Origin of the sequence: Rhizobium sp. M1, assembly GCF_002531805.1 — a bacterium.
GTDB lineage: Bacteria > Pseudomonadota > Alphaproteobacteria > Rhizobiales > Rhizobiaceae > Rhizobium > Rhizobium etli_C.
The window spans coordinates 21,375-40,475 of sequence record NZ_NWSW01000036.1 but is presented as its reverse complement, the minus strand read 5'-3'; the positions used below and the strand labels follow the sequence as shown (position 1 = coordinate 40,475).

The 19,101-nt window shown below is 63.1% G+C and carries 22 protein-coding genes; 10 read left to right on the top strand and 12 right to left on the bottom strand.

All coding sequences use genetic code 11. The annotated features are described in order from the left end of the window. The first annotated feature begins 6 nt into the window (after positions 1–6). Positions 7–1,005, top strand: a complete 999-nt coding sequence (locus tag CO655_RS27535) for an NAD(P)H-quinone oxidoreductase (protein WP_097667455.1) — start codon at positions 7–9, stop codon at positions 1,003–1,005. Between the two features lie 35 nt (positions 1,006–1,040). On the opposite strand, the gene CO655_RS27530 is transcribed toward CO655_RS27535, so the two are convergent. Further along, complete coding sequence (locus CO655_RS27530; protein ID WP_097667454.1) at positions 1,041–2,480, bottom strand: MFS transporter; 1,440 nt, start codon at positions 2,478–2,480, stop codon at positions 1,041–1,043. A 102-nt stretch (positions 2,481–2,582) separates the two neighbouring features. Here CO655_RS27530 and CO655_RS27525 point away from each other — a divergent pair, with 102 nt between their 5' ends. Further along, a complete protein-coding gene (locus CO655_RS27525) occupies positions 2,583–3,206 on the top strand; it encodes a metalloregulator ArsR/SmtB family transcription factor (protein ID WP_097667453.1) in 624 nt (207 codons plus the stop codon). Between the two features lie 258 nt (positions 3,207–3,464). Here CO655_RS27525 and CO655_RS27520 read toward each other — a convergent pair whose 3' ends face one another. Further along, a complete protein-coding gene (locus CO655_RS27520) occupies positions 3,465–4,676 on the bottom strand; it encodes an MFS transporter (RefSeq protein ID WP_097667452.1) in 1,212 nt (403 codons plus the stop codon). Positions 4,677–5,382: 706 nt separating this feature from the next. On the opposite strand from CO655_RS27520, the gene CO655_RS27510 reads away from it, so the two are divergent. Together CO655_RS27510 and CO655_RS27505 are read left to right on the top strand one after the other, a co-directional pair. Further along, positions 5,383–5,721 carry a hypothetical protein gene (locus tag CO655_RS27510; RefSeq protein ID WP_010029430.1) on the top strand — a complete coding sequence of 113 codons (339 nt, stop codon included), beginning with the start codon at positions 5,383–5,385 and terminating at the stop codon, positions 5,719–5,721. Positions 5,722–5,909: 188 nt separating this feature from the next. Further along, a complete protein-coding gene (locus tag CO655_RS27505; protein WP_097667451.1) occupies positions 5,910–6,917 on the top strand; it encodes an asparaginase in 1,008 nt (335 codons plus the stop codon). Here the strand turns inward: CO655_RS27505 and CO655_RS27500 are convergent, their stop codons facing one another. Then, a complete protein-coding gene (locus CO655_RS27500) occupies positions 6,918–7,673 on the bottom strand; it encodes a DeoR/GlpR family DNA-binding transcription regulator (protein ID WP_097667450.1) in 756 nt (251 codons plus the stop codon). A gap of 128 nt (positions 7,674–7,801) precedes the next feature. Here CO655_RS27500 and CO655_RS27495 point away from each other — a divergent pair, with 128 nt between their 5' ends. Together CO655_RS27495 and CO655_RS27490 are read left to right on the top strand one after the other, a co-directional pair. Next, entirely contained in the window at positions 7,802–8,158 is a 357-nt protein-coding gene (locus CO655_RS27495) for a DUF4406 domain-containing protein (RefSeq protein WP_097582755.1), read from the top strand. A gap of 253 nt (positions 8,159–8,411) precedes the next feature. Then, positions 8,412–9,032, top strand: coding sequence for a glutathione S-transferase family protein (locus CO655_RS27490; protein ID WP_097608183.1), 621 nt, complete (start codon positions 8,412–8,414; stop codon positions 9,030–9,032). 49 nt (positions 9,033–9,081) lie between these two features. On the opposite strand, the gene CO655_RS27485 is transcribed toward CO655_RS27490, so the two are convergent. The 5 genes from CO655_RS27485 to CO655_RS27465 form a co-directional block, all read right to left on the bottom strand. After that, positions 9,082–9,489 (bottom strand): type II toxin-antitoxin system VapC family toxin, encoded by a 408-nt coding sequence (locus tag CO655_RS27485; RefSeq protein ID WP_097667449.1) that lies wholly within the window; start codon positions 9,487–9,489, stop codon positions 9,082–9,084. Then, complete coding sequence (locus CO655_RS27480; protein WP_097608180.1) at positions 9,489–9,743, bottom strand: type II toxin-antitoxin system Phd/YefM family antitoxin; 255 nt, start codon at positions 9,741–9,743, stop codon at positions 9,489–9,491. The genes CO655_RS27485 and CO655_RS27480 overlap by 1 nt, the downstream gene beginning before the upstream one ends. Positions 9,744–9,844: 101 nt before the next feature. Further along, entirely contained in the window at positions 9,845–10,822 is a 978-nt protein-coding gene (locus CO655_RS27475; RefSeq protein WP_097667448.1) for a phosphodiester glycosidase family protein, read from the bottom strand. A 125-nt stretch (positions 10,823–10,947) separates the two neighbouring features. After that, positions 10,948–11,313 carry an MmcQ/YjbR family DNA-binding protein gene (locus CO655_RS27470; RefSeq protein WP_097667447.1) on the bottom strand — a complete coding sequence of 122 codons (366 nt, stop codon included), beginning with the start codon at positions 11,311–11,313 and terminating at the stop codon, positions 10,948–10,950. 38 nt (positions 11,314–11,351) lie between these two features. Beyond that, positions 11,352–11,552 (bottom strand): hypothetical protein, encoded by a 201-nt coding sequence (locus tag CO655_RS27465; RefSeq protein ID WP_097667446.1) that lies wholly within the window; start codon positions 11,550–11,552, stop codon positions 11,352–11,354. Positions 11,553–11,664: 112 nt separating this feature from the next. On the opposite strand from CO655_RS27465, the gene CO655_RS27460 reads away from it, so the two are divergent. Next, positions 11,665–12,561, top strand: coding sequence for a LysR substrate-binding domain-containing protein (locus tag CO655_RS27460; protein WP_097667445.1), 897 nt, complete (start codon positions 11,665–11,667; stop codon positions 12,559–12,561). 1 nt (position 12,562) lies between these two features. Here the strand turns inward: CO655_RS27460 and CO655_RS27455 are convergent, their stop codons facing one another. After that, positions 12,563–13,228 carry a glutathione S-transferase family protein gene (locus tag CO655_RS27455; protein WP_097667467.1) on the bottom strand — a complete coding sequence of 222 codons (666 nt, stop codon included), beginning with the start codon at positions 13,226–13,228 and terminating at the stop codon, positions 12,563–12,565. A 216-nt stretch (positions 13,229–13,444) separates the two neighbouring features. Here CO655_RS27455 and CO655_RS27450 point away from each other — a divergent pair, with 216 nt between their 5' ends. Further along, positions 13,445–13,684, top strand: coding sequence for a hypothetical protein (locus CO655_RS27450; RefSeq protein WP_097608175.1), 240 nt, complete (start codon positions 13,445–13,447; stop codon positions 13,682–13,684). 48 nt (positions 13,685–13,732) lie between these two features. Beyond that, the gene (locus CO655_RS27445) at positions 13,733–14,197 is read left to right on the top strand and encodes a YbhB/YbcL family Raf kinase inhibitor-like protein (RefSeq protein ID WP_097667444.1); all 465 of its coding nucleotides are present in this window, start codon (positions 13,733–13,735) and stop codon (positions 14,195–14,197) included. A 111-nt stretch (positions 14,198–14,308) separates the two neighbouring features. On the opposite strand, the gene CO655_RS27440 is transcribed toward CO655_RS27445, so the two are convergent. From CO655_RS27440 to CO655_RS27430, 3 genes are all read right to left on the bottom strand, one after another. After that, a complete protein-coding gene (locus CO655_RS27440) occupies positions 14,309–14,716 on the bottom strand; it encodes a type II toxin-antitoxin system MqsA family antitoxin (RefSeq protein ID WP_097667443.1) in 408 nt (135 codons plus the stop codon). Between the two features lie 2 nt (positions 14,717–14,718). Continuing rightward, positions 14,719–14,895: a type II toxin-antitoxin system MqsR family toxin gene (locus CO655_RS34485; protein WP_245423930.1), complete on the bottom strand. Its 177-nt coding sequence runs from the start codon at positions 14,893–14,895 to the stop codon at positions 14,719–14,721. A gap of 290 nt (positions 14,896–15,185) precedes the next feature. Further along, positions 15,186–16,553, bottom strand: coding sequence for a TIGR03808 family TAT-translocated repetitive protein (locus tag CO655_RS27430; RefSeq protein ID WP_097667442.1), 1,368 nt, complete (start codon positions 16,551–16,553; stop codon positions 15,186–15,188). Positions 16,554–16,784: 231 nt separating this feature from the next. On the opposite strand from CO655_RS27430, the gene CO655_RS27425 reads away from it, so the two are divergent. Further along, the gene (locus tag CO655_RS27425) at positions 16,785–19,082 is read left to right on the top strand and encodes an EAL domain-containing protein (RefSeq protein WP_097667441.1); all 2,298 of its coding nucleotides are present in this window, start codon (positions 16,785–16,787) and stop codon (positions 19,080–19,082) included. Positions 19,083–19,101 lie beyond the last annotated feature (19 nt).

The following is a 19,101-nucleotide window of genomic DNA, read 5'->3' as shown; positions in this document are numbered from 1 at the left end:
CGCACCATGCCATTGCCTCAGGAAATGCGTTTCGTCGATCTCAGCTCCTTCGGCGGGCCGGAGGTGATGACGATCGCCAAGTGCCCGCTGCCGGTGCCCGAAGAGGGGCAGGTGCTGGTGCGCGCCGAGGCGATCGGCGTCAACCGCCCCGACATTGCCCAGCGCCAGGGCAGCTATCCCCCGCCGAAGGATGCGAGCCCGATCCTCGGCCTGGAACTATCCGGTGAAATCGTCGCCGTCGGCCCTGGTGTCACAGATCATGCCGTCGGCGACAAGGTCTGCGGCCTTGCCAATGGCGGCGCCTATGCCGAATATTGCCTGCTGCCGGCCGGCCAGATCCTGCCCTTTCCCAAGGGCTTTGATGCGGTGAGGGCGGCGGCCCTGCCGGAAACCTTCTTCACCGTCTGGGCCAATCTCTTCCAGATGGCCGGGCTGACCGAGGGCGAGACGGTGCTGATCCATGGCGGCACCAGCGGCATCGGCACGACGGCGATCCAACTCGCCCGCGCCTTCGGCGCCGAGGTCTATGCGACGGCGGGCTCACGCGAAAAATGCGAGGCCTGTGAAAGGCTCGGCGCAAAACGGGCGATCAACTACCGCAGCGAGGATTTCGCCGCGGTGATCAAGGCCGAGACCGGCCAGGGCGTCGATATCATCCTCGACATGATCGGCGCTGCCTATTTCGAGCGCAACCTCGCCTCGCTCGCCAAGGACGGCTGCCTGTCGATCATCGCCTTCCTCGGCGGCGCCGTTGCCGAAAAGGTCAATCTCTCGCCGATCATGGTCAAGCGGCTGACGGTCACCGGCTCCACCATGCGCCCGCGCACGGCTGAGGAAAAACGCGCCATCCGCGACGACCTGCTCGCCGAAGTCTGGCCGCTGCTGGAGGCCGGCGCCGTCGCTCCTGTTATCCACAAGGTCTTTGCCTTCGAAGACGTGGTTGCGGCGCACCGGCTGATGGAAGATGGCAGCCATGTCGGCAAGATCATGCTGCGTCTGAGTTAGCGCATGATGCGCTAATTCAAAATGATAGAGTGTCCCTAGCGCTTCCTGTCGGGCGCGCGGCGATCTAGCGTCAGTGAAATGCCGACGGCCAACACGCCCGGCAGCGCCATCAACAGATAGAGCCAGTGCGCCGCCGACAGCGCGCCCGATGTGCCGCCCGGTTCGACGAGGCCGGCGCCATTGGCGATGACGCCGGCGAAGGCCGCACCGAAAGCGCCGCCGAGCGAACTCATCGTCGGGATCGCCGACGACGCCTTGTCCTGTTCGTTGCTGGCGACGAGTTTCAGCACCATGGCGACGAGATGCGCCCAGCCGAGGCCGATGCCGAAGCCCATCATGAAGATGGCGACCGCCGCCGGCACGATCAGCGGCAAATGCCCCTGCGGATTGTCCCTGGCAAGGAGGAGGGCGAGCGAAGCGGTCGCCGCCGTCTCGATCAACGCGCCGGCAACGATCGCCGCATGGGCTTGGCCGCCGGTCAGGGAGCTGCTGAGGAAGGCGGCGAAGGTCCAGCCGAGCGCCACCAGCGCCACGAGATAGCCCGACATCAGCGGTGTCACCCCATGCAGGCTCTGCAGGAAATAGGGAATGAAGACATCGCTGACGAGCACGACGGTCAAGGCGAGCATTGCCAGGTAGACACGGCAAATCGGCCTGGACAGGCTGACGGCGCCGGACGGCAGCAGCCGGTTGCGGCTTCGGGCCTCGATGAGCAGCATGGCCGATACCGCGATGACCGAGGCGGCGATAAGAGCGACTTTGATGGCTGTCGCCTCGATTGCGCCGGCGGCGCTGATCATCAGCACGGCGGCCAGAAGCAGCCCGATCTGGGCAACCGGCGTCTTGATCTGCTCGCGGTCGTCCTCGACCTCCGGCAAGAGCCGCGGCGCCAGCGCCGCCATCACGAGGCCGAGCGGCACGAGCACGATGAAGGCATAGCGCCAGCTGCTGCCGGTGGAAAAGAAGCCGCCGAGCGTCGGGCCGATGACGGTCGAGATCCCCCAGATCGCCGCGTAAAGCGTCGTGGCCTTCGGCCATAACGGTTCGGGATAGACGAAGCGGACGAAGGCATAGCCGAGGGCCGCAAGCGCCCCGGTGCCGAGCCCCTGCAGCGCCCGGCCGATCAGCACGACCGGCATTGACGGCGCGATTGCGGCAACCAAGCTGCCCACGCCGAAGACGAGGGCGGCGATCACATAGACGCCGCGCAGCGTAATCCCCCGCGGCCGCATGGCGACGAAGATCGAGCCGAGCACGGCGGCGGCGACGAACAGGCTTGTCACCCAGGAAAACAGGGCAAGGCCGCCGATGTCGCGTACGATCGAAGGGGCGATGGTCGCGGTGATGTAGCTCTCGACCGCATAAAGCGTCACGCCGCCGGCCAGCATCAGGGTTGCGGCCAGGTGTTCGGGAAGGAAGAGGCGGAAGACGGAGCTGACGTTCGGAATGGCGATGGTCTGGTCGATTTCGGACATGGGGCGATCCTCGACGTTTTTGCTGGCGGGAAATAATTTTCCAAGTTATAAATTGGAAAATTGCATGCCGTCCGGATTAAAACAAGACTTGACTTGGAAAATATGCGCCAATCGCCAGCCAACCGGATTCTGATCCTGATAAAGACCGAGGGTCCGCAGCTTGCCGCCGCAATCGGCGATGCGCTCGGCATCTCCGGCGAGGCCGCCCGCCAGCAGCTGGCGAGGATGGCGGAGGAGGGGCTGGTGGAGCCGGTGACCGTCGCCGCCGCCGGCCGGGGACGCCCGCGTCAGCTCTGGCATCTCACCGCGGCCGGTAACCGCCGCTTTCCCGACGGCCATGCCGAATTGACGGCAAACTTGCTCGCCACCCTCACCGAACAGCTCGGAGCCGCAGCGCTCGACACCGTCATCTCCGCCCGCGAGGCTGAGACGCTGGAGCGCTATCGCCAAGAGCTGGAGACTGCCGGCGACCTTGCCGCGCGCGTCGAGGGCCTTGCCGCCATCCGCACCCGCGAAGGCTATATGGCCGACAGCTGGCGGGAGGCCGACGGCTCCTTCACGCTGGTCGAAAACCACTGTCCGATCTGCGCGGCGGCCACCGCCTGCGCCGGCTTCTGCCGCTCCGAACTCGAAACCTTCCGCGCCGTCCTCGGCGCCGAGGTCGAGCGCAGCGAACACATCCTCGCCGGCGCCCGCCGCTGCGCCTACCGCATCACGCCGCGTTGAGGCCTGTCCCGCGCAGAGATCGCCGCCTGCCCCTCATCCGGCTGCCGCCACCTTCTCCCCGTAAACGGGGCGAAGGAACATGCCGCGCCCGCTCCGTTCCTACATGCCTCTCGTAGGGCATGTCCCCTCTCCCCGTAAAACGGGGAGAGGGTTAGGGTGAGGGGCAGACGGTTTTCGGTACAGCGCCACATGATGCCGGCGCCGCATTCCCTCCGCTGCTGCAGCGTTGACCATGCCGCGCACGAGCGGCTTTACATCTTAGGCCGGCTGCCGCACCTGCCGCCTGCTGCTTTCGAGATAAAGCAAGGCTGCGATCGATGCCAAGCCCGCGGCAGCGCCGACGAAGGCGGTGCCGGAATAATCGGTAACCGATGTGCCGAAGGCGAAAATTGCGGCGCTGATGCCGGTGCCGATGAAGGTATTGAGCGAGAGCAATGAGGTTCCGAGCCCCGGCCGGTCGGCGATCAGATCCTGCAGATAGGTGATCGGCACACTGAGGATCGCCGCCGCTCCGCAGGCGTTGAGAAGGAGCAGCGCATAGATGTGCCAGCGCGCCGAGGCGAAGCCGAGCAGCATCAGATAGGTGCAATAGATCAGCGCCCCGAAGGCAAGCACATGCACGGTGCGGAAGCGCCGTTGCGCCATCCCCCAGATGACCATGAACGGCATTTCGAGAAAGGCCGTCAGCCCGGCGATGAAGCCGACATCGACCACGGTTCCGCCGGCCGCATTCGTGATGATCAGCGGCGCAAGCATGCCGTTCAGCCGCTGCAGCCCGAACAGCAGCGCCATGACGATGACGCGCACCAGCACATAGGGCATGAATATCCGCTTCAGCGAAACCAGGAATCCGACGGGATCGGGGGCGGGGCCGGCCGTGCCGTTGCCCGGCGCGAAGAAGAAATACAGGCAGAAGCAGACGAGGCTTGCGAAGGCCGCGATCCCATAAGCCGGCGTCATCGACGTCGAATTGACGAGATAGAGGCCGATCAGCCCCGGCGCCAGCGCCCAGGAGCCGGAAAACAGCGCCCGCACCGTTGCCGTGACCGCCGCTGCCTCGCCGCGCTCGATCTGGTTGGTCCTGGCGCGCAGGCTGGCGAAAAGCAGCGAATAGGTGGAATTGCTCATCGGCACCAGCAACAGCGTCGAGACGATGAAGATCGCCGGGCTGTGGATGATCGCGATCGATCCGAAACCGAGCATGCCGGCGACCGAAAGTGCCAGCACCAGCGGCCGCCGCTCCTTCAGCCGGTCCGACCAGATGCCGAGCGTCAGGCTCGTGGTGACGTTGACGATCGCCGAGAAGAACACCAGCGCCGAATAGGTGCCGTTGCTGAGGCCCAGTTCATTGATGCCGATGATCGACTGGTAAGGCACGGTCGAGGCATAGGTGAAGGCGAGCGCGACGAGCGTCACGGTGGGAATGCGGATCCTGTTGTCGCGCAGAATCAAGGAAAGAGTGGATGACATTCGGGCGGTTCCTGATGCACCATCTTTAGCCGCGTCCGATGCATCAGAGAAACGATAGTTTTCGATCGTTTCAGTCAATTCCTGTGATGATTGCTGCGTCAGATCTGCGCCGTCAAACTGGAGAGCCAGAAATCGATTTGCCCTAAGGGAAGAACGCTTCCGAGGAAACCGGTCAGAACCGACGCAATCGATATCAAAGCCAACCCCAGAAGCGCTCCGAGGATGATTCCAACGCTTGTCCTTTTGGGTCGGCGCGCCAACCAGCACGCCAGACCGAGAGAGACGAGCGTGAAAAATACCCACAATATGGACGCTGAAATGGATAGACCTGATTGCAAGATGATACCTTCGAATGTGACTCGGTTGCAGGATAGCGTCGCTACGCGTCCGATCTCAAGGCTTGCATTCACGCGGCGCGGACATCAATACGGCTGGAGCCCAGCGCAAGATCTGGGATGACGGAGGTCGAGGCCGAATTGGCAGCATGCGCAATCATCCTCCTCCGCCCGGCATTACGGTTCTGCTCCAGAAGCCTCCCCACCCTCCGTCATGCTCGGCCTTGAGCCGAGCATCCACACCGCATCCATAAGGCCTGGGATGACCGGGTGTGTGGGCGCTTCGGCGTAAATGCGCGCCGTTCTGGCCGATTGACTCTACCAATTTTCTGCCTTTAGTGCTCGCTTGGGTTGATCATTTGGATGGGACGATGAAATTTCGTATTCTTGGCGTTGTCGCGCTTTCTTTCGCCGTTACAGGTTGCACGCACACAGCCCCCGACGGTCGGCCGCTCGTTCAGCACTTCTTTCGGAATCTCGTGATGAACGGATGTGGTTTCCAGATGACATGGGAATCGGCGAAAAAAGCCACAGATACGTTTAAGCCAGTCATCCCGACCGACAGAGAACGCCTGACCGACAGAGGCCTCATGAGGGCTGCAATCGCGGTTTGCGGCAAAGCGCAGTCCGGACGTAAGAGCAAAGCCATCGAAGTCGAGGTTCCCGACAGCGGCGGTGTCCTCAGGAAAATCGTCGTTGAAAGAGAATAGGCGCGGACTGCTCTCCATCCACCGTCGTCCTTCGGCTTGACCCCGGATCCATGCCGCTGCTGTTGGTGGATGCGGTATGGATGCTCGGCTCAAGGCCGAGCATGACGGAGGGGTTGGCTAAACCCGTTGGCTTTCGCGCCCTGACGCGTTATGCCTGCCGCATCCCGCCAGCACCAGGATGAGAGCCCATGACCAATCCCGTCGCCGTCGAAGTCACCCGTGGCCTGCTCGTCGAAAGCCGTCATCGCGGCGCGGTGGCGGTCGTCGATGGCGATGGCAGCCTCGTCTTCTCGCTCGGCGATATCGAAGCCGCCGTCTTCCCGCGTTCGGCCTGCAAGGCGATGCAGGCGCTGCCGCTCGTCGAAAGCGGTGCGGCCGACGCCTATGCTTTCGGTGACAAGGAACTGGCGCTCGCCTGCGCCTCCCATAATGGCGAGGACGAGCATGTGGCGCTTGCCGCCTCCATGCTGGCGCGGGCCGGCCGCAATGCCGAAGCGCTGGAATGCGGCGCCCATTGGTCGATGAGCCAGAAGGTCCTGATCCAGCAGGCCCGCACGCTCGAGGCGCCGACCGCGCTGCACAACAATTGCTCGGGAAAACATGCCGGCTTCATCTGCGCCTGCTGCCATCAGGATATCGATCCGAAAGCCTATGTCGGCTATGAGCACCCGCTGCAGGTCGAGATCCGCGCAACGATGGAAAGCCTGACCGGCGCCGTGCTCGGCGCCGAAAGCTGCGGCACCGACGGCTGCTCGATTCCGACCTATGCCGTGCCTTTGCGCAGCCTTGCCCACGGCTTTGCCAAAATGGCGACCGGCAACGGCCTGGAGCCTTTGCGCGCCAAGGCATCCCGCCGCCTGATCGAGGCCTGCATGGCCGAGCCCTTCTATGTCGCCGGCTCCGGCCGCGCCTGCACGAAACTGATGCAGATCGCTCCCGGCCGCATCTTCGTCAAGACCGGCGCCGAGGGCGTCTTCTGCGCCGCGATCCCGGAAAAGGGCATCGCCATCGCGCTGAAATGCGAGGACGGCGCAACCCGTGCTGCCGAAGCCATGGTGGCCGCCACGCTCGCCCGCTTCTTCGAGACGGAAGACGGCGTGCATGCCGCCCTGACGGGTTTTGCCGCGACTTCGATGCGCAATTGGAACGGCATCCATGTCGGCGATGTCAGGGTTACCTCGGCCTTGGCCGAATGACTATGCCGCGGCGATCGTGACGTTGAGATCGCGATAGGGTTTCAGCCGCTCGTCGCTCATCTCCGCCGGCACGATCAGCCCGGCCACCTCGGAAATTGCAAGCACCGGGCAGGGCGAGACGAGGTCGAACTTCTCCTGCGTCAGAAGCACATGGGTTTCGGCCGAGCAGCGGGCGATATGGCGTTTGATCGCCGCTTCCTCGAAATCGCCGGTGGATAGCCCGTGCACCGGATGGGCGGCGGTGACGCCGAGGAAGAACAGGTCGGGGCGCAGCTGCGAGATCGCCGCCATCGCCGCCGCCCCCGTCGCCACCATCGAATGTTTGTAGAGCCGTCCGCCGGCAAGGATCACCTCGGCCGTCGGATGGTGCTCCAGTTCGGCGGCGATCGTCGGGCTGTGGGTCGCAACCGTCAGCGGCATGTCGCGCGGCAGATGCCGGGCGATCTCCGCCGTCGTCGTGCCGCCGTCGAGAAAGATCATCTGCCCCGGCTTGACCATCGCGGCCGCCGCCGCCCCGAGCCGCGCCTTGATCTCGGACGAGACACTGCGCCGCGCGGTGAAATCGGGCAGATCGGGTGAAAGCGGCATCGCTCCGCCATGCACGCGTTTCAACAGCCCCTCCGCCGCCATTTCCCTCAAGTCGCGCCGGATCGTGTCCTCCGAAAGCGAAAAATCCTCGGCGACGCGCTTGGCGATCACTTGGCCGTCACGGCGCAGAATATCGAGAATGAGGGTTTTGCGTTGTGATGTCAGCATGGGCTCTCTGCACGAAATTGAACGAGGTGGCGTAATCTTGCACGAAATGACTCGACATTCAAGAAATATCGTGCATTTTCACGATATCCCGTGCATGAGGCCGGGAGTGCTCAGTGATGGAGTGAAAGATGCTGATTTTGATTGCCGGGCCTTACCGGTCGGGAACGGGCGACGACCCGGAAAAGATGGCCGCCAACCTGAAGCGGCTGGAGGAGCCTTCGCACAAGCTGTTTGCCGCCGGCCACGTGCCGATGATCGGCGAATGGGTGGCGCTGCCGATCTGGCATGCCGCCGGCGGCAGATCGGTCGGCGACGCGCTCTACGAGGAAATCTTCCATCCGGTCGCCGGCCGGCTGCTTCAGCTCTGCGAGGGTGTGCTGCGTCTGCCTGGCGATTCCAAGGGCGCCGACAACGACGTGCGCATCGCCAGGGAACGCGGCATCCCGGTCTGGCACCGGCTGGAGGATGTACCGGGCTGCGGCTGAGGGCGAGAGTTCGTGGGTGTGGGCTGCCCCTCACCCTAGCCCTCTCCCCGTAAAACGGGGAGAGGGGACGTGCCCTGCGCTAGGTCGGTGAGGAACTGAGAGCTCGCCGCTTGTCCCCTTCGCCCCGTCAGAACGGGGAGAAGGTGCCGGCAGGCGGATGAGGGGCGTCCCACCCAGTGTCAGAACAGCAATCCGCTAGTTTCAGCATCTCGACGGCTGCGCTATATCACTTCTCGAAAGGGAGACGAGAACCATGCTGACATTGTATTACGCCTCGGGAACCTGCGCGCTGGCAAGCCTGATCGCCCTGGAAGAATCCGGCCTTGCCTTCGAAACGAAGAAGCTCAGCTTCGCCAATGGCGAGCAGCGTTCGCCGGACTATCTGAAGATCAACCCGAAGGGACGCGTGCCGGCGCTGATCACCGACCGCGGTGTGCTGACCGAAACGCCGGCGATTCTCGGCTTTATCGCCGAAAGCGCGCCGGCCGCCAAACTGGCGCCGCTCGGCGATGTTTTCGAGATGGCGCGGCTGCAGTCCTTCAACAGCTATCTCTGCTCGACCGTGCATGTGAACCATGCCCATCGCCGGCGCGGCTCCCGCTGGTCCGACGATCCCTCAGCGATCGAGGCGATGAAGGCGAAGGTGCCGCAGAATATGGCCGATTGTTTCACCCTGATCGAAGAGACGATGTTCAAAGGTCCCTGGGTGATGGGCGAGACCTATTCGCTCGCTGACCCCTATCTCTTCGTCATAACCGACTGGCTGCCGGCCGACGGCGTCGATCCCGCCCGCTTCGCAAAGGTCAGCGATCACCACGCCCGCATGCTGCAGCGCCCCGCCGTTCAGCGCGCGCTCGCTTACGATCGGGGTTGATGGCTAAACCTGAAGCCCGCGGGGCAGGGTGACCGCCGAATCCCGGAGGTCATGCCCAGGTCTCCCAGGGATCGATCACCGATGCGCCCATATCATTGAAATCGCCGACATTGCGGGTGACGACGATCAGATCATGGACGATGGCGGTCGCGGCGATCAGCCCGTCGATGTCGCCGCGCGGCCGGATCGCGGCGATTCGGCCCCATTCCACGGCGATCTGATCTGTTACCGGAAGGATGCGGGCGCCGTGGTCATGGCGCAACTTGCGCAGCCACTCGGCAAGGTGGGCTGCGGCCTTCGGATCCGACTTCTGTTTGAGGGCAATGCCGCGCATGATCTCGCCAAGGGTCAGGGCGCTCAGGTGGATGCTCAGCGGGTCGACGGAGCGCAGCCAGGCAACCGCCTGCGGCGTGCCGCGCCGCGCCTCCGAGACGATGTTCGTATCAATCAGATACATCAGAAGGTCACGCCGCGGCTAGGGATCTTCGCCCGCGTTTCCACCGCGTCGGCAAGCTCGTCGTCCCAGGCAGGGCCGCCCAGCAGATCGTCGACCAGCGTCGGGCGGCCGGCGCGCAGGGCGTCGTAATCGCGGGCGGACAAGACGACAGCCGCGCGCTCTCCGCGCAACGTAACCACCTGCGGCCCCTCATCTCGCGCCCTCTGTACCACTTTCGAGAACTGGTTCTTGGCGTCCTGCAACTGCCATTCCATGCGACGTCTCCTGGCTAGACTGTCTAGCTATCTAGGCCCGAAAAGGCGGCGGGTCAATGCGCGTGTCATTGGATCCGCCCCTCAGCGCAGTACCGCCCGACCTACTTCCGCTCGACAGCCAGCACGATCGGCATGGCCCAGTTGGCCTCGGAAATCGGCCAGCGGAGCAGGCTTACTCTATCGCCGTCCGCCTGAGACTCCCACCTTGCGTAGAATTTTTGCCGATAGCCATTCAGCCGAACACTCCGGCAGGCGAGAGGACCGCCGTCAAGATTGAGTGCGACCTTGAGCTTGAGCGGCGAGGTCTTGAGAAACTCTGCCAGCCGGTCGAGGGAAAAGAACGCGTCCTTTGTCGTCCCGATGACGACACGCCCCAAATCGTCCTTGGCGACAAAGGTACGGTTCGCCAGCCAGCGGCTTTTCACATTCACATGCGTCTGCCCGTCATCGCCGATCAGGAGCGGATAGGAGACCATGGCGTTCGACGCGCCGGCAAAAGCTGCCTGCCAGTCTTGATGCGTCAGATCGCGGATATCGGCCGTGTCTTTGCCGGCAATGAAGGCGCCCGCCTTCGCGTCATATTGCTGAGGACCCATCGCAATGCCCTCGCTGACGAAAGGCGTGTCGGGCCTGCCATGCATGTCATAATAGCTGCCGTTTACGATGAGCACGGCGTTGGGCAAAGCCTTTTCCCATTCGTCGATGCCGGTATCGCCCGCAGCCGCATTATGCGTGACGAATCGAAAGCGGGCCGGGTCAACTCTGCTGAGAAAGATCCGATCGACTTCGCGGCCATCGGCAAGAACCGGCAGCTCCGCCACCTCGAAGCCCGTCTCCGGCTCCTGCCAGGTGAGCGGCCCGGGCAGAACGGCCGGGATCACGGGGCTCAACGCCAAACGCATGGAGGCGGAAAGGCGCTCGTCGTCAGGTTTCATGTCGGTCCAATAGGTTCCACCGCGCCGCAGGACGGTGTTGAAACCGTAGACACCCGCGAGCTGCCAGAGCCAGCCGGCGCCGACGATAATCACGACCGTTAAAATTGCGAGGAGTCCGAATAGAATTTTTCGAATTGCGGGCACTGAAAATCTCTTTGCTGAAACAGATAGGCTTGGCGACGCCGGGATTGACGTGGTGTCGGGCGAATGCAGGTGGCAAGTAAGGTTTTTCTACGGCGGAAGCGATGCCTTCGTGTCGAGCAGCGCATTCAGCCTTCCGGCTGACGCCCGAAACGATAGGCCAGCTTCTTCGGCGCCCGGAACAGCCAGGCGCCGATCAGCCGCAGCCGCAATTCCTCGTCGCCGATCAGGGCGGCGCGCAGCGGCAGATGCGGCCAGCCGACATAATGATCGGTCTGGAAGTAGATGTCGGGCGCCATTTCCAGGAGATGATCCTTGTCGTCGAGCGAAATCGAGATGACGATCGTCTCGGGGTTTTTCACCGCCACAAAACTCTTGCCGGCAACCTTCAGCGCCGGATTGCCATAGGAGGTGCTCTCCTCGACGTCGGGCAGGCCGGCCTCCGCCGCCAGCCGCTTCAAGCGCTCGAAGATAAGGTCGACTTCGCCGGCCATTGTCCCGCCCTTTTTCTCGGACGGAGCCTAGCATAGTTTCACGCGCATTTCGCCAGCGCGGGTCTCTCCTGCGGGTGAATGACGATCTCCGCGCCGAGCGGCAGATCGGCGAGTTCGCGCAGCGACATACGCTGGACGTCGGGATGGCGCAGCGGATCCTCCTCCCAGGTCGGGGTATTGGCAGGTTGCGTGCTGCTGATACCAGCAATAGGCTTCAAGAAAAACTTCAGCAACGACACGGCAGGCCTCGCTTTCTCCAGCGGTGCTGGATCATGATCCTATGCTGCAATGTCGGCTTGCGCGGACGGATTTTCAATTGAGTTTACCGCGGCGCTGCTATAGAAAAACTATATGAAGAACCTCAACACGGTCCATCTCAACGGCCTCAGGGCGCTGGAGGCGGTCGGCCGTCTCGGCTCGTTGCAGGCGGCCGCCGACGAGCTTGGCGTCTCGGTCGGCGCCGTCAGCCAGCAGGTGATCAAGGCTGAGGCGCAACTGGGGCAGGTGATCTTCGAGCGCACCGCCCGCGGCATGATCGTTACCGAAGCCGGCCGGCCGGTGCTTCATGCGCTCGACGAGGGTTTTGCCCGTCTTTCGGCGGCGGTGTCGATCGCCAGCCGCAAGGACGATACGATCCTGACCATCTCGGTGGCCCCGGTTTTTGCCGCCCGCTGGCTCGTCTGCCGGCTCGATCGTTTCGCCGAGCGCCATCCCGACATCAAGCTGCGGCTGGACGCGACCACCAATCTCGTCAGTCCGGCGCTCTGCGATGTCGATATCGGCATCCGCGTCGGCACCGGCAAATGGCCTGACGTGAAGGCCGAACTGCTGCTGCCACAAGAGGTCTTTCCGGTCTGCTCGCCGGAGATGGCGGCGAAATTGAAAGAGCCCGCCGATATCCTCGCCCTGCCTGCCATCATCGATGGTCGCGCCATGTTCAACTGGGAGGTCTGGATGCGCGAGGCGGGGCTATCGGGCGCGACGCTTGCGACCCGCCACGTCTTCAACGATGCCTCGCTCTGCCTCGATGCGGCGATTGCCGGCCAGGGCGTCATGCTCGCCTGGCAGACGCTTGCTGCCTTCGCGCTTGCCGAAGGCCGGCTGGCGGCCCCCTTCGGCATTCGGGCGCGCACCGGCTTCGGCCATTATTTCATCACCGCCGAGGGTGCGCGCGAGCCGAAGAAGGTCAAGGATTTCAAGGCCTGGATCCGCGAGGAAATGGCCGGCACGCTCGCCTTGTTTCGATAGATCAGACCTCGACCGGCTCCTTGCTGCGCGCTGCCTGCATCGCCTTGTAGGCGGGACGCGATTGGCAGCGCTCGATCCAGGCCTTGATATCAGGATGGGCGTCGAACAGCGCCGTCTCGCTCTGGGCGTAGCGCAGCACCTCGGCGATGTTGAGATCGGCAACGGTGAAGCGGTCGCCGACGATCCACTGCCGACCGGCAAGATGGCCTTCGAGCGCCGCAAGTGGTCGGCGCAGCCCGTAGCAGGCGGCGGCGATCGCTTCCTTGCCCTCTTGGCTGTTTTCGAGCCCGTTATCATAGGTGAGCACGATCCTGACCGAATGCGGTTCGACCTGCGAGGCCGCCCAGATCGTCCACATCGTCAGCAATCCGTCTTCTTCGACGGTTTGTCCGGCAAGCGGCCCGCCATGTTTGTGGGCGAGGTAGAGGTTGATCGCCAGCGACTCGTGCATGACGAGGTCGCCGTCGCGAATGCTGGGGATCTGCGCCATCGGATTGACGGTAGCGAAATCGGGCGAGTGGGTGTTGAGCGGCGCTTCCTCGGAGAGCGGATCGGCGAGCCGCCTTGCCTGCAGCACCGGCACGGAGCGGAATTCGAGCCCGAGTTCATGCGCCATCCAGTAGACGCGCGAGGCGCGCGATCGATAGACTCCGTAGATTGTCAGCATGGCCATACCCCTCCGATGTATCGGAGAAACCGTAAACGCCGGACCTCTCCCGGAAAAGTCCTCGCCGCTGATGGGACGATGAAAGCTTTTGATGCGGCTGCGTAATGCCGGAAATCGCCGGCGGTCGGAAGCACATTTCGGGGTCTGGGGAACAATGAGAAGGCCGGCGGGTTCGACCCTAAAAGCAGGGGCGCGTGCTGAGACAGGAGGAATGTCATGACGGGGAAGAAGACGCATGAACAGCAGCTTCGCGTCATCGAAAAACGCGAGAAAACGGCAAATGCCGACAAAGATTTCGACGCCGCAGCGGATCTGCAGCGCAATGCGCAGGCGAGGCAGGCGCATCGGAAAGGCAATGATTTGAAGCCCGCCCCGGATGCGGGCAGCGACGATCGCACGATTATGCGCGGCCGCAATCAGGAAAGCGAACATAAGAAGGGAGGCGGTCGTTCCTGAAGGACAAAGGAGCCTGAAGGACAAAGGAGAAAGATAAAGGAGAATGTCATGACTTTGACATTGATCAGCAAGGCCTTTGCGCAGGATCAGCCGATCCCGAAGAAATATGCGCGCGCCGGCGAGAATCTCTTTCCACCGCTCGCCTGGAGCGGCGCTCCCGTCGAGACCAGGAGCTTTGCACTGGTGGTCGAGGATCCGGACGCCCCGCGCGGCACTTTCCGCCATTGCGGCATCGCCAATATCCCGGCGCAGTGGACGGCACTCGGCGAAAGCGCCGATACCGCACCGGAGCAGGCGCCGCGCTTCTACAAGAACGATTTCGGCAATGCCCGTTACGACGGCCCGCAACCGCCGCAAGGCGATCGCCCGCACCACTACATCTTCCGCCTCGCCGCCCTCAACGTGCCGACGCTTTCGATTCCGGATGCCGCCGGCATCAGCGCCATGTGGGCGGAGGCAAGGAAACACGCATTGGCGGAAGCGAGCGTGACCGGCACCTATCAGACGCAGTAACCAAGGGTGTGGCAATGCCTGCTCCACGCGGGGGCAACCGGCAATAGCGCGAAGCGACTTGCCGGGAGTTGCGTCAAGCCGAAGATCAATCCCAGCGAAGGTGCCGGCGAGTTAGGCGCGGCGCAATTCCTTGATATCGTCCGGATGCCGATCGAGCATTCGAAAAAGGTTGACCACAGCGGGTGGCGGACTGACTTTTCCGGTCTCATAGCGTGAGAACGCATTGTGCCCACCGCCGGTCAACGCCGATGCTTCAGTCTGATTGATGCGGAGTTTCTTGCGAATTCGACGCAGATCCTCGCCGACCGCTTGCCTATCCTGCAAGACCAGCGCATCGCCGGCTTGAGCATAACGTTCCGCACTGGGATGGTCATACTCGATCTCGCCGCATGAGCCGCAACGAAAACCCGACAAACCGCCGACCTCCGCTTTCAGATCGCGAAACGTAACTTGATGGGTTTCATCGAAGAATGGCGTCATTTCGGACTTTGCGTCACAGCAAACACAGATCCTGGCCATTGCTACAACTCCTTGAATTGGATGACGGGTGCGCCATCCTCCCTCAGCGTGACTTTGACATAAGCTTTACCAACAGGCGTATTGGCGTGATAAACATCCTGCCAAACGGTGCTGTCTTTATAAGTCGTCATCGACTTATAAAGATGGCCGCTCTTGAGCGCGCAGATGACGTCGATCATTTCCGAAACGGTGAGCCCATTGCCCTCCCGCCGTCGATGGCACTTTTGGTGAAGGCTGCCGCCCTCCGATCCATGACAACGGCGATGACGGTGGCGAGATTATAGTGAGCCCTGCGTTTCTCCACAACTAAATTACCCTCTCAGGGTAAAATTTCAAGTGCGCATAGCAATGGCTCAAAATGAGGTCTCCTAAAACGCCGCGGGTTGCATATAACAGCCGCTACTTCACAGGAGTGAAGCAAAAACAAAGAGATATAGTATCCCTGTGTCGCTGAGAAGCAATCCTCTTCTCAGGACACGCGGTTTCGCTCGACGGTGAGCTGGGCATAGGGTGAGTCGCCGTCCGCCAGCTCGCCGGAGACTTTTTTCTCCCACTCGAAGCCGAGAACCGCGCCGTCCGTGGTTTCCTGGAAGACATTGTCGGTGATGACGGCGGTACCGGCGCCGGCGGCGACCGAGACGGCGCAGCCGACCGGGGCCTTGCGCACGACATTGCCGCTGACGACGACATTGCGCAGATAGGCGCCCCAGCCGATCTGCAGTCCCCAGCGCGGCGCGCCCTCGATCACATTGGCCGACACCAGCGTATCGGCCTCCGCTGCAATGCCGATGCCGAAGCCGACCTCGTGCTGGTAGGGGCCTTTCAGCGTCAGGTTGCGCACGACATTGCCGGTGACGCTCGCGAGCCTGCCGCCTTCGTCGAAATTGGCGATCGAAATGCCGTTCGCCGCCCCGTCGATCAGATTGGCGGAGACCACAGCACCCTCGAAGGCGAATTCGACATAGATCGCCGTCTCGCCGGAGCGCCGGCACTGGTTGCTGTTGATCTGGATGTTCGAGGCCGAATTGGCGCGGATCGCCGTAAAGGCGCAGTCGGAAATATGGTTATTGACAACCATCACCCCGTCGGCGCGGAAGATGTTGATGCCGTTGCCGTTCTGGCCGGTGCCGCCGTCATTGGCGCGGATGTTGGAAATCCGGTTGCCGGAAACGACCGTGCCGTCTTCCGCCTTCTTCCAGCGATGCACGAGAATGCCGCCATTGCCGCAATCGGCGATCGTATTTCCGGTGACCGAAAGATTGGCGGAATCGACCGCGTAGAGCCCGGCTTGGGCCGCACCTGAGATGCGGCTGCGCTCGATCCGTCCGCCGCAACGCTCCAACTGCAGGCCGTGCTTGCGGCTGCCGCCGATTTCGCAATTGTCGATCAGCACCTCGTCGACGCCGGTAAATTGCACCAGCCCGCCGGCATAATCGCCGAGCCAGCGGTTGCCGCCGTCGATGACGAGATTGGAAAGCTCGATGCGCCGCACATTCTCGGCCGCGAAGAGATGGCCTTCACCTGTATAGACGATCCGCGAAGCGCCGGGCACACCCGTGATGCGGGTATTGTCGGGCAAGGTGAGATTGGAGATCCGGTAGGTGCCGGGCGGCAGGAAGACCGGCACGTTCTCGGCCGCCGCCTGTTTGATGATCTGCTCCAGGTTGCGGGCCTTGCGGTCGCCGCTTTCGGGAATGGCGCGATATTCCACCGCATCGATCGCACCGCGCAAATCGGGCTGGGCAGCAGCCGTCAGCGGCGAGGCAAACGCGCGCGACGTCCCGCCCGCAACCGCCGAGGCGGCGAGAAAGAGAAGCATGTCGCGGCGTGAAGGCATTCCGGGCGCTCCTGTCATGGCCCGCCTCTAGCAGGAAACGTGCCATCCCGCCTGTCTTCTTTTGGCACACACCTTTCCCCGGCGCGCGAAATTACGGTTGCCGCCGAGGTTGAGGGCAGGATCTCGCCGCTTATTTTGGCGTGTTGTTCACTCTTTCACTTAAGCAAGCCGAAGGACTTCAGGACTACTTTGAAGGGAAATGACGACTGCGGGGCCGGGGAGAATGGGGTAATGCACGAACCAAGTGCCAGGCGATGGGAATCGGCCGAGGCCCTGACGGCCGAAACGCGGCGCTTCGTTGCCGCGACCGAGGCAATGATGGCGTCGACCGCCCACCACCTCTCCGAAGGCGTCGAGAACCTGCGCCTGAAAGCGATCATCCACGAACTGCCGGATTTCCTCTACGTCAAGGATCGTGACAGCCGCTTCGTCTTCGCCAATGCCGTCACCGCCAGCAACCTTGGCTTCGGGAGTGCCGATGAGATCACCGGCAAGCGCGATTTCGACCTGTTCGATTTCGAGGTGGCGCGCCGTCATTTCGATATCGAGCAGCAGATCATGGCGACCGGCCAGGCCCGGATCGACATGGAGGAAACGGTCGTTCTTCCCGGCAGCCCCAGGCCGGTCTGCCGGCTGACCTCGAAGATTCCGCTGCGCAACGATCGCGGCGAAATCATCGGGCTGATCGGTGTTTCCCGCGATATCACCGAACGCAAGCTCCAGGAAGATCTCCATCGCGGCCAGGCGAAACTGCTCGAAATGATCGCCCGCAACGAGCCGTTGCCGATGATCCTCGAAGCGCTGGTGCTGATGATCGAGGCGCAGCTGACCGGCATCGACGGATCGGTGCTGCTGCTCGACAGCGAGGGCACCAGGCTCTATCACGGGGCAGCTCCCAATCTGCCCGGCGGCTACAGCCGCCTGATCGACGGCGTCACCATCGGCCCCAAGGTCGGCTCCTGCGGCACCGCCGCCTGGCGCGGCCAGACCGTGATCGTCGAGGACGTGATGAGCGATCCGCTCTGGGAGGATTTCCGCGCGCTGATTGCCCCCTTCGGCTTCCGCTCCTGCTGGTCGACGCCGATCGCCACCTCTGAGAATAATGTGCTCGGCACCTTCGCCCTCTATTCCAGGGAAGTCCGCCGTCCCACCGAGCATGAAATGAAGCTGGTGGCGCTCGCCACCCACATCGCCGGCATCGCCATCGAGCGCAAGCGCGTCGATGACCGCATCCATTTCATGGCTCATCATGATGATTTGACCGGCCTGCCGAACCGCGCCTTCCTGAAGGAACGGCTGGCCAGCATCCTCGATCAGGCCCGGCGCAACAACCGCAAGGTCACCGTCGCCTATATCGATCTCGACAATTTCAAGGACGTCAATGACGGCCGCGGCCACGCCGCCGGCGACGAAGTGCTGAAGGAGATCGCCACCCGCATGGCCAACAGCGTCCGCGCCTCGGATATGGTGGTGCGGCTCGGCGGCGACGAATTCCTCGCGGTGCTCGTCCACCAGTCGAGCCACGACGCCGGCATCGCGCGGCGCCTGCGCGAATTGCAGAAGGCGATCAACCGGCCGATGCGCGCCGAGAGCGGTGACATCGCCATCACCTCGAGCATCGGCGTTGCCGCCTTCCCCGTCGACGGCGCAACCGCCGAAGAACTCCTCGCCAATGCCGATCGCGCGATGTACCGGGCCAAGCAGCTCGGCCGCAATACGCTGCAGCATCACGATGGCGCCGGCACACCGGTCGGCATGCCGCTCGGCGAGCAGGAGGAGCTCCACCAGGCGATAACAGGCGATCAGCTGTTCCTGGAATATCAGCCGCAGGTCGATGTCGCCACCGGCCGCATCACCGGCATCGAGGCACTGGTCCGCTGGAACCATCCGGCCAAGGGCAGGGTGCCGCCGGTCAATTTTATCCCGCTCGCCGAGGAGACCGGCCTCATCGTTCCCCTCGGCCTCTGGGTGCTGAACGAGGCCTGCCGCCAGGCGCGCGCCTGGCAGGATTTGGGCCTGACGCCGCTGACCATCGCCGTCAACGTCTCGGCCAAGCAGTTCGCCGATCCGGATTTCGCAAGCCATGTCGCCGAGGCGCTGGAGCGCCACGGCCTGCAATCCCATTGGCTGGAGCTCGAGGTCACCGAAAGCGTGGTGATGCAGGATGCCGAACGCGCGCTTGCGATGATGGCATCGCTGCGGGCGCTCGGTGTGCGCCTGTCGATCGACGATTTCGGCTCCGGCTATTCCAGCCTTGCGGCGCTGAAGACCTTCCCCTTCGACCGGCTGAAGATGGATCGTTCGCTGGTCGAGGCGCTGCCGGGCGACAAGACCGCCGTCGCCATCGCCTCGGCGGTGATTTCGCTGGCGCAGACGCTGAAGCTTTCGGTGCTTGCCGAAGGCGTCGAAACCGATGCCCAGATGGATTTCCTGCGTCACGCGCGCTGCGAGGAGGCGCAGGGCTATCGCTTTTCCAAGCCCGTCTCTCCGGAAGAGATCCCGGCATTGCTGCGGGCGCGGGACCTCTGAACGTCATTTCATAAGCCTG

Coding starts and splice junctions, on each gene's coding strand:
- CO655_RS27510 (WP_010029430.1), top strand. CDS start 5,383: ATGAAATTTCGTATTCTTGGCGTTGTCGCGCTTTCTTTCGCCGTTACA.
- CO655_RS27520 (WP_097667452.1), bottom strand. CDS start 4,676: ATGTCATCCACTCTTTCCTTGATTCTGCGCGACAACAGGATCCGCATT.
- CO655_RS27445 (WP_097667444.1), top strand. CDS start 13,733: ATGACTTTGACATTGATCAGCAAGGCCTTTGCGCAGGATCAGCCGATC.
- CO655_RS27430 (WP_097667442.1), bottom strand. CDS start 16,553: ATGCCTTCACGCCGCGACATGCTTCTCTTTCTCGCCGCCTCGGCGGTT.
- CO655_RS27505 (WP_097667451.1), top strand. CDS start 5,910: ATGACCAATCCCGTCGCCGTCGAAGTCACCCGTGGCCTGCTCGTCGAA.
- CO655_RS27535 (WP_097667455.1), top strand. CDS start 7: ATGCCATTGCCTCAGGAAATGCGTTTCGTCGATCTCAGCTCCTTCGGC.
- CO655_RS27485 (WP_097667449.1), bottom strand. CDS start 9,489: ATGTATCTGATTGATACGAACATCGTCTCGGAGGCGCGGCGCGGCACG.
- CO655_RS27525 (WP_097667453.1), top strand. CDS start 2,583: ATGCGCCAATCGCCAGCCAACCGGATTCTGATCCTGATAAAGACCGAG.
- CO655_RS27440 (WP_097667443.1), bottom strand. CDS start 14,716: ATGGCCAGGATCTGTGTTTGCTGTGACGCAAAGTCCGAAATGACGCCA.
- CO655_RS27530 (WP_097667454.1), bottom strand. CDS start 2,480: ATGTCCGAAATCGACCAGACCATCGCCATTCCGAACGTCAGCTCCGTC.
- CO655_RS27490 (WP_097608183.1), top strand. CDS start 8,412: ATGCTGACATTGTATTACGCCTCGGGAACCTGCGCGCTGGCAAGCCTG.
- CO655_RS27500 (WP_097667450.1), bottom strand. CDS start 7,673: ATGCTGACATCACAACGCAAAACCCTCATTCTCGATATTCTGCGCCGT.
- CO655_RS27470 (WP_097667447.1), bottom strand. CDS start 11,313: ATGGCCGGCGAAGTCGACCTTATCTTCGAGCGCTTGAAGCGGCTGGCG.
- CO655_RS34485 (WP_245423930.1), bottom strand. CDS start 14,895: ATGATCGACGTCATCTGCGCGCTCAAGAGCGGCCATCTTTATAAGTCG.
- CO655_RS27495 (WP_097582755.1), top strand. CDS start 7,802: ATGCTGATTTTGATTGCCGGGCCTTACCGGTCGGGAACGGGCGACGAC.
- CO655_RS27450 (WP_097608175.1), top strand. CDS start 13,445: ATGACGGGGAAGAAGACGCATGAACAGCAGCTTCGCGTCATCGAAAAA.
- CO655_RS27460 (WP_097667445.1), top strand. CDS start 11,665: ATGAAGAACCTCAACACGGTCCATCTCAACGGCCTCAGGGCGCTGGAG.
- CO655_RS27480 (WP_097608180.1), bottom strand. CDS start 9,743: ATGGAATGGCAGTTGCAGGACGCCAAGAACCAGTTCTCGAAAGTGGTA.
- CO655_RS27455 (WP_097667467.1), bottom strand. CDS start 13,228: ATGCTGACAATCTACGGAGTCTATCGATCGCGCGCCTCGCGCGTCTAC.
- CO655_RS27425 (WP_097667441.1), top strand. CDS start 16,785: ATGCACGAACCAAGTGCCAGGCGATGGGAATCGGCCGAGGCCCTGACG.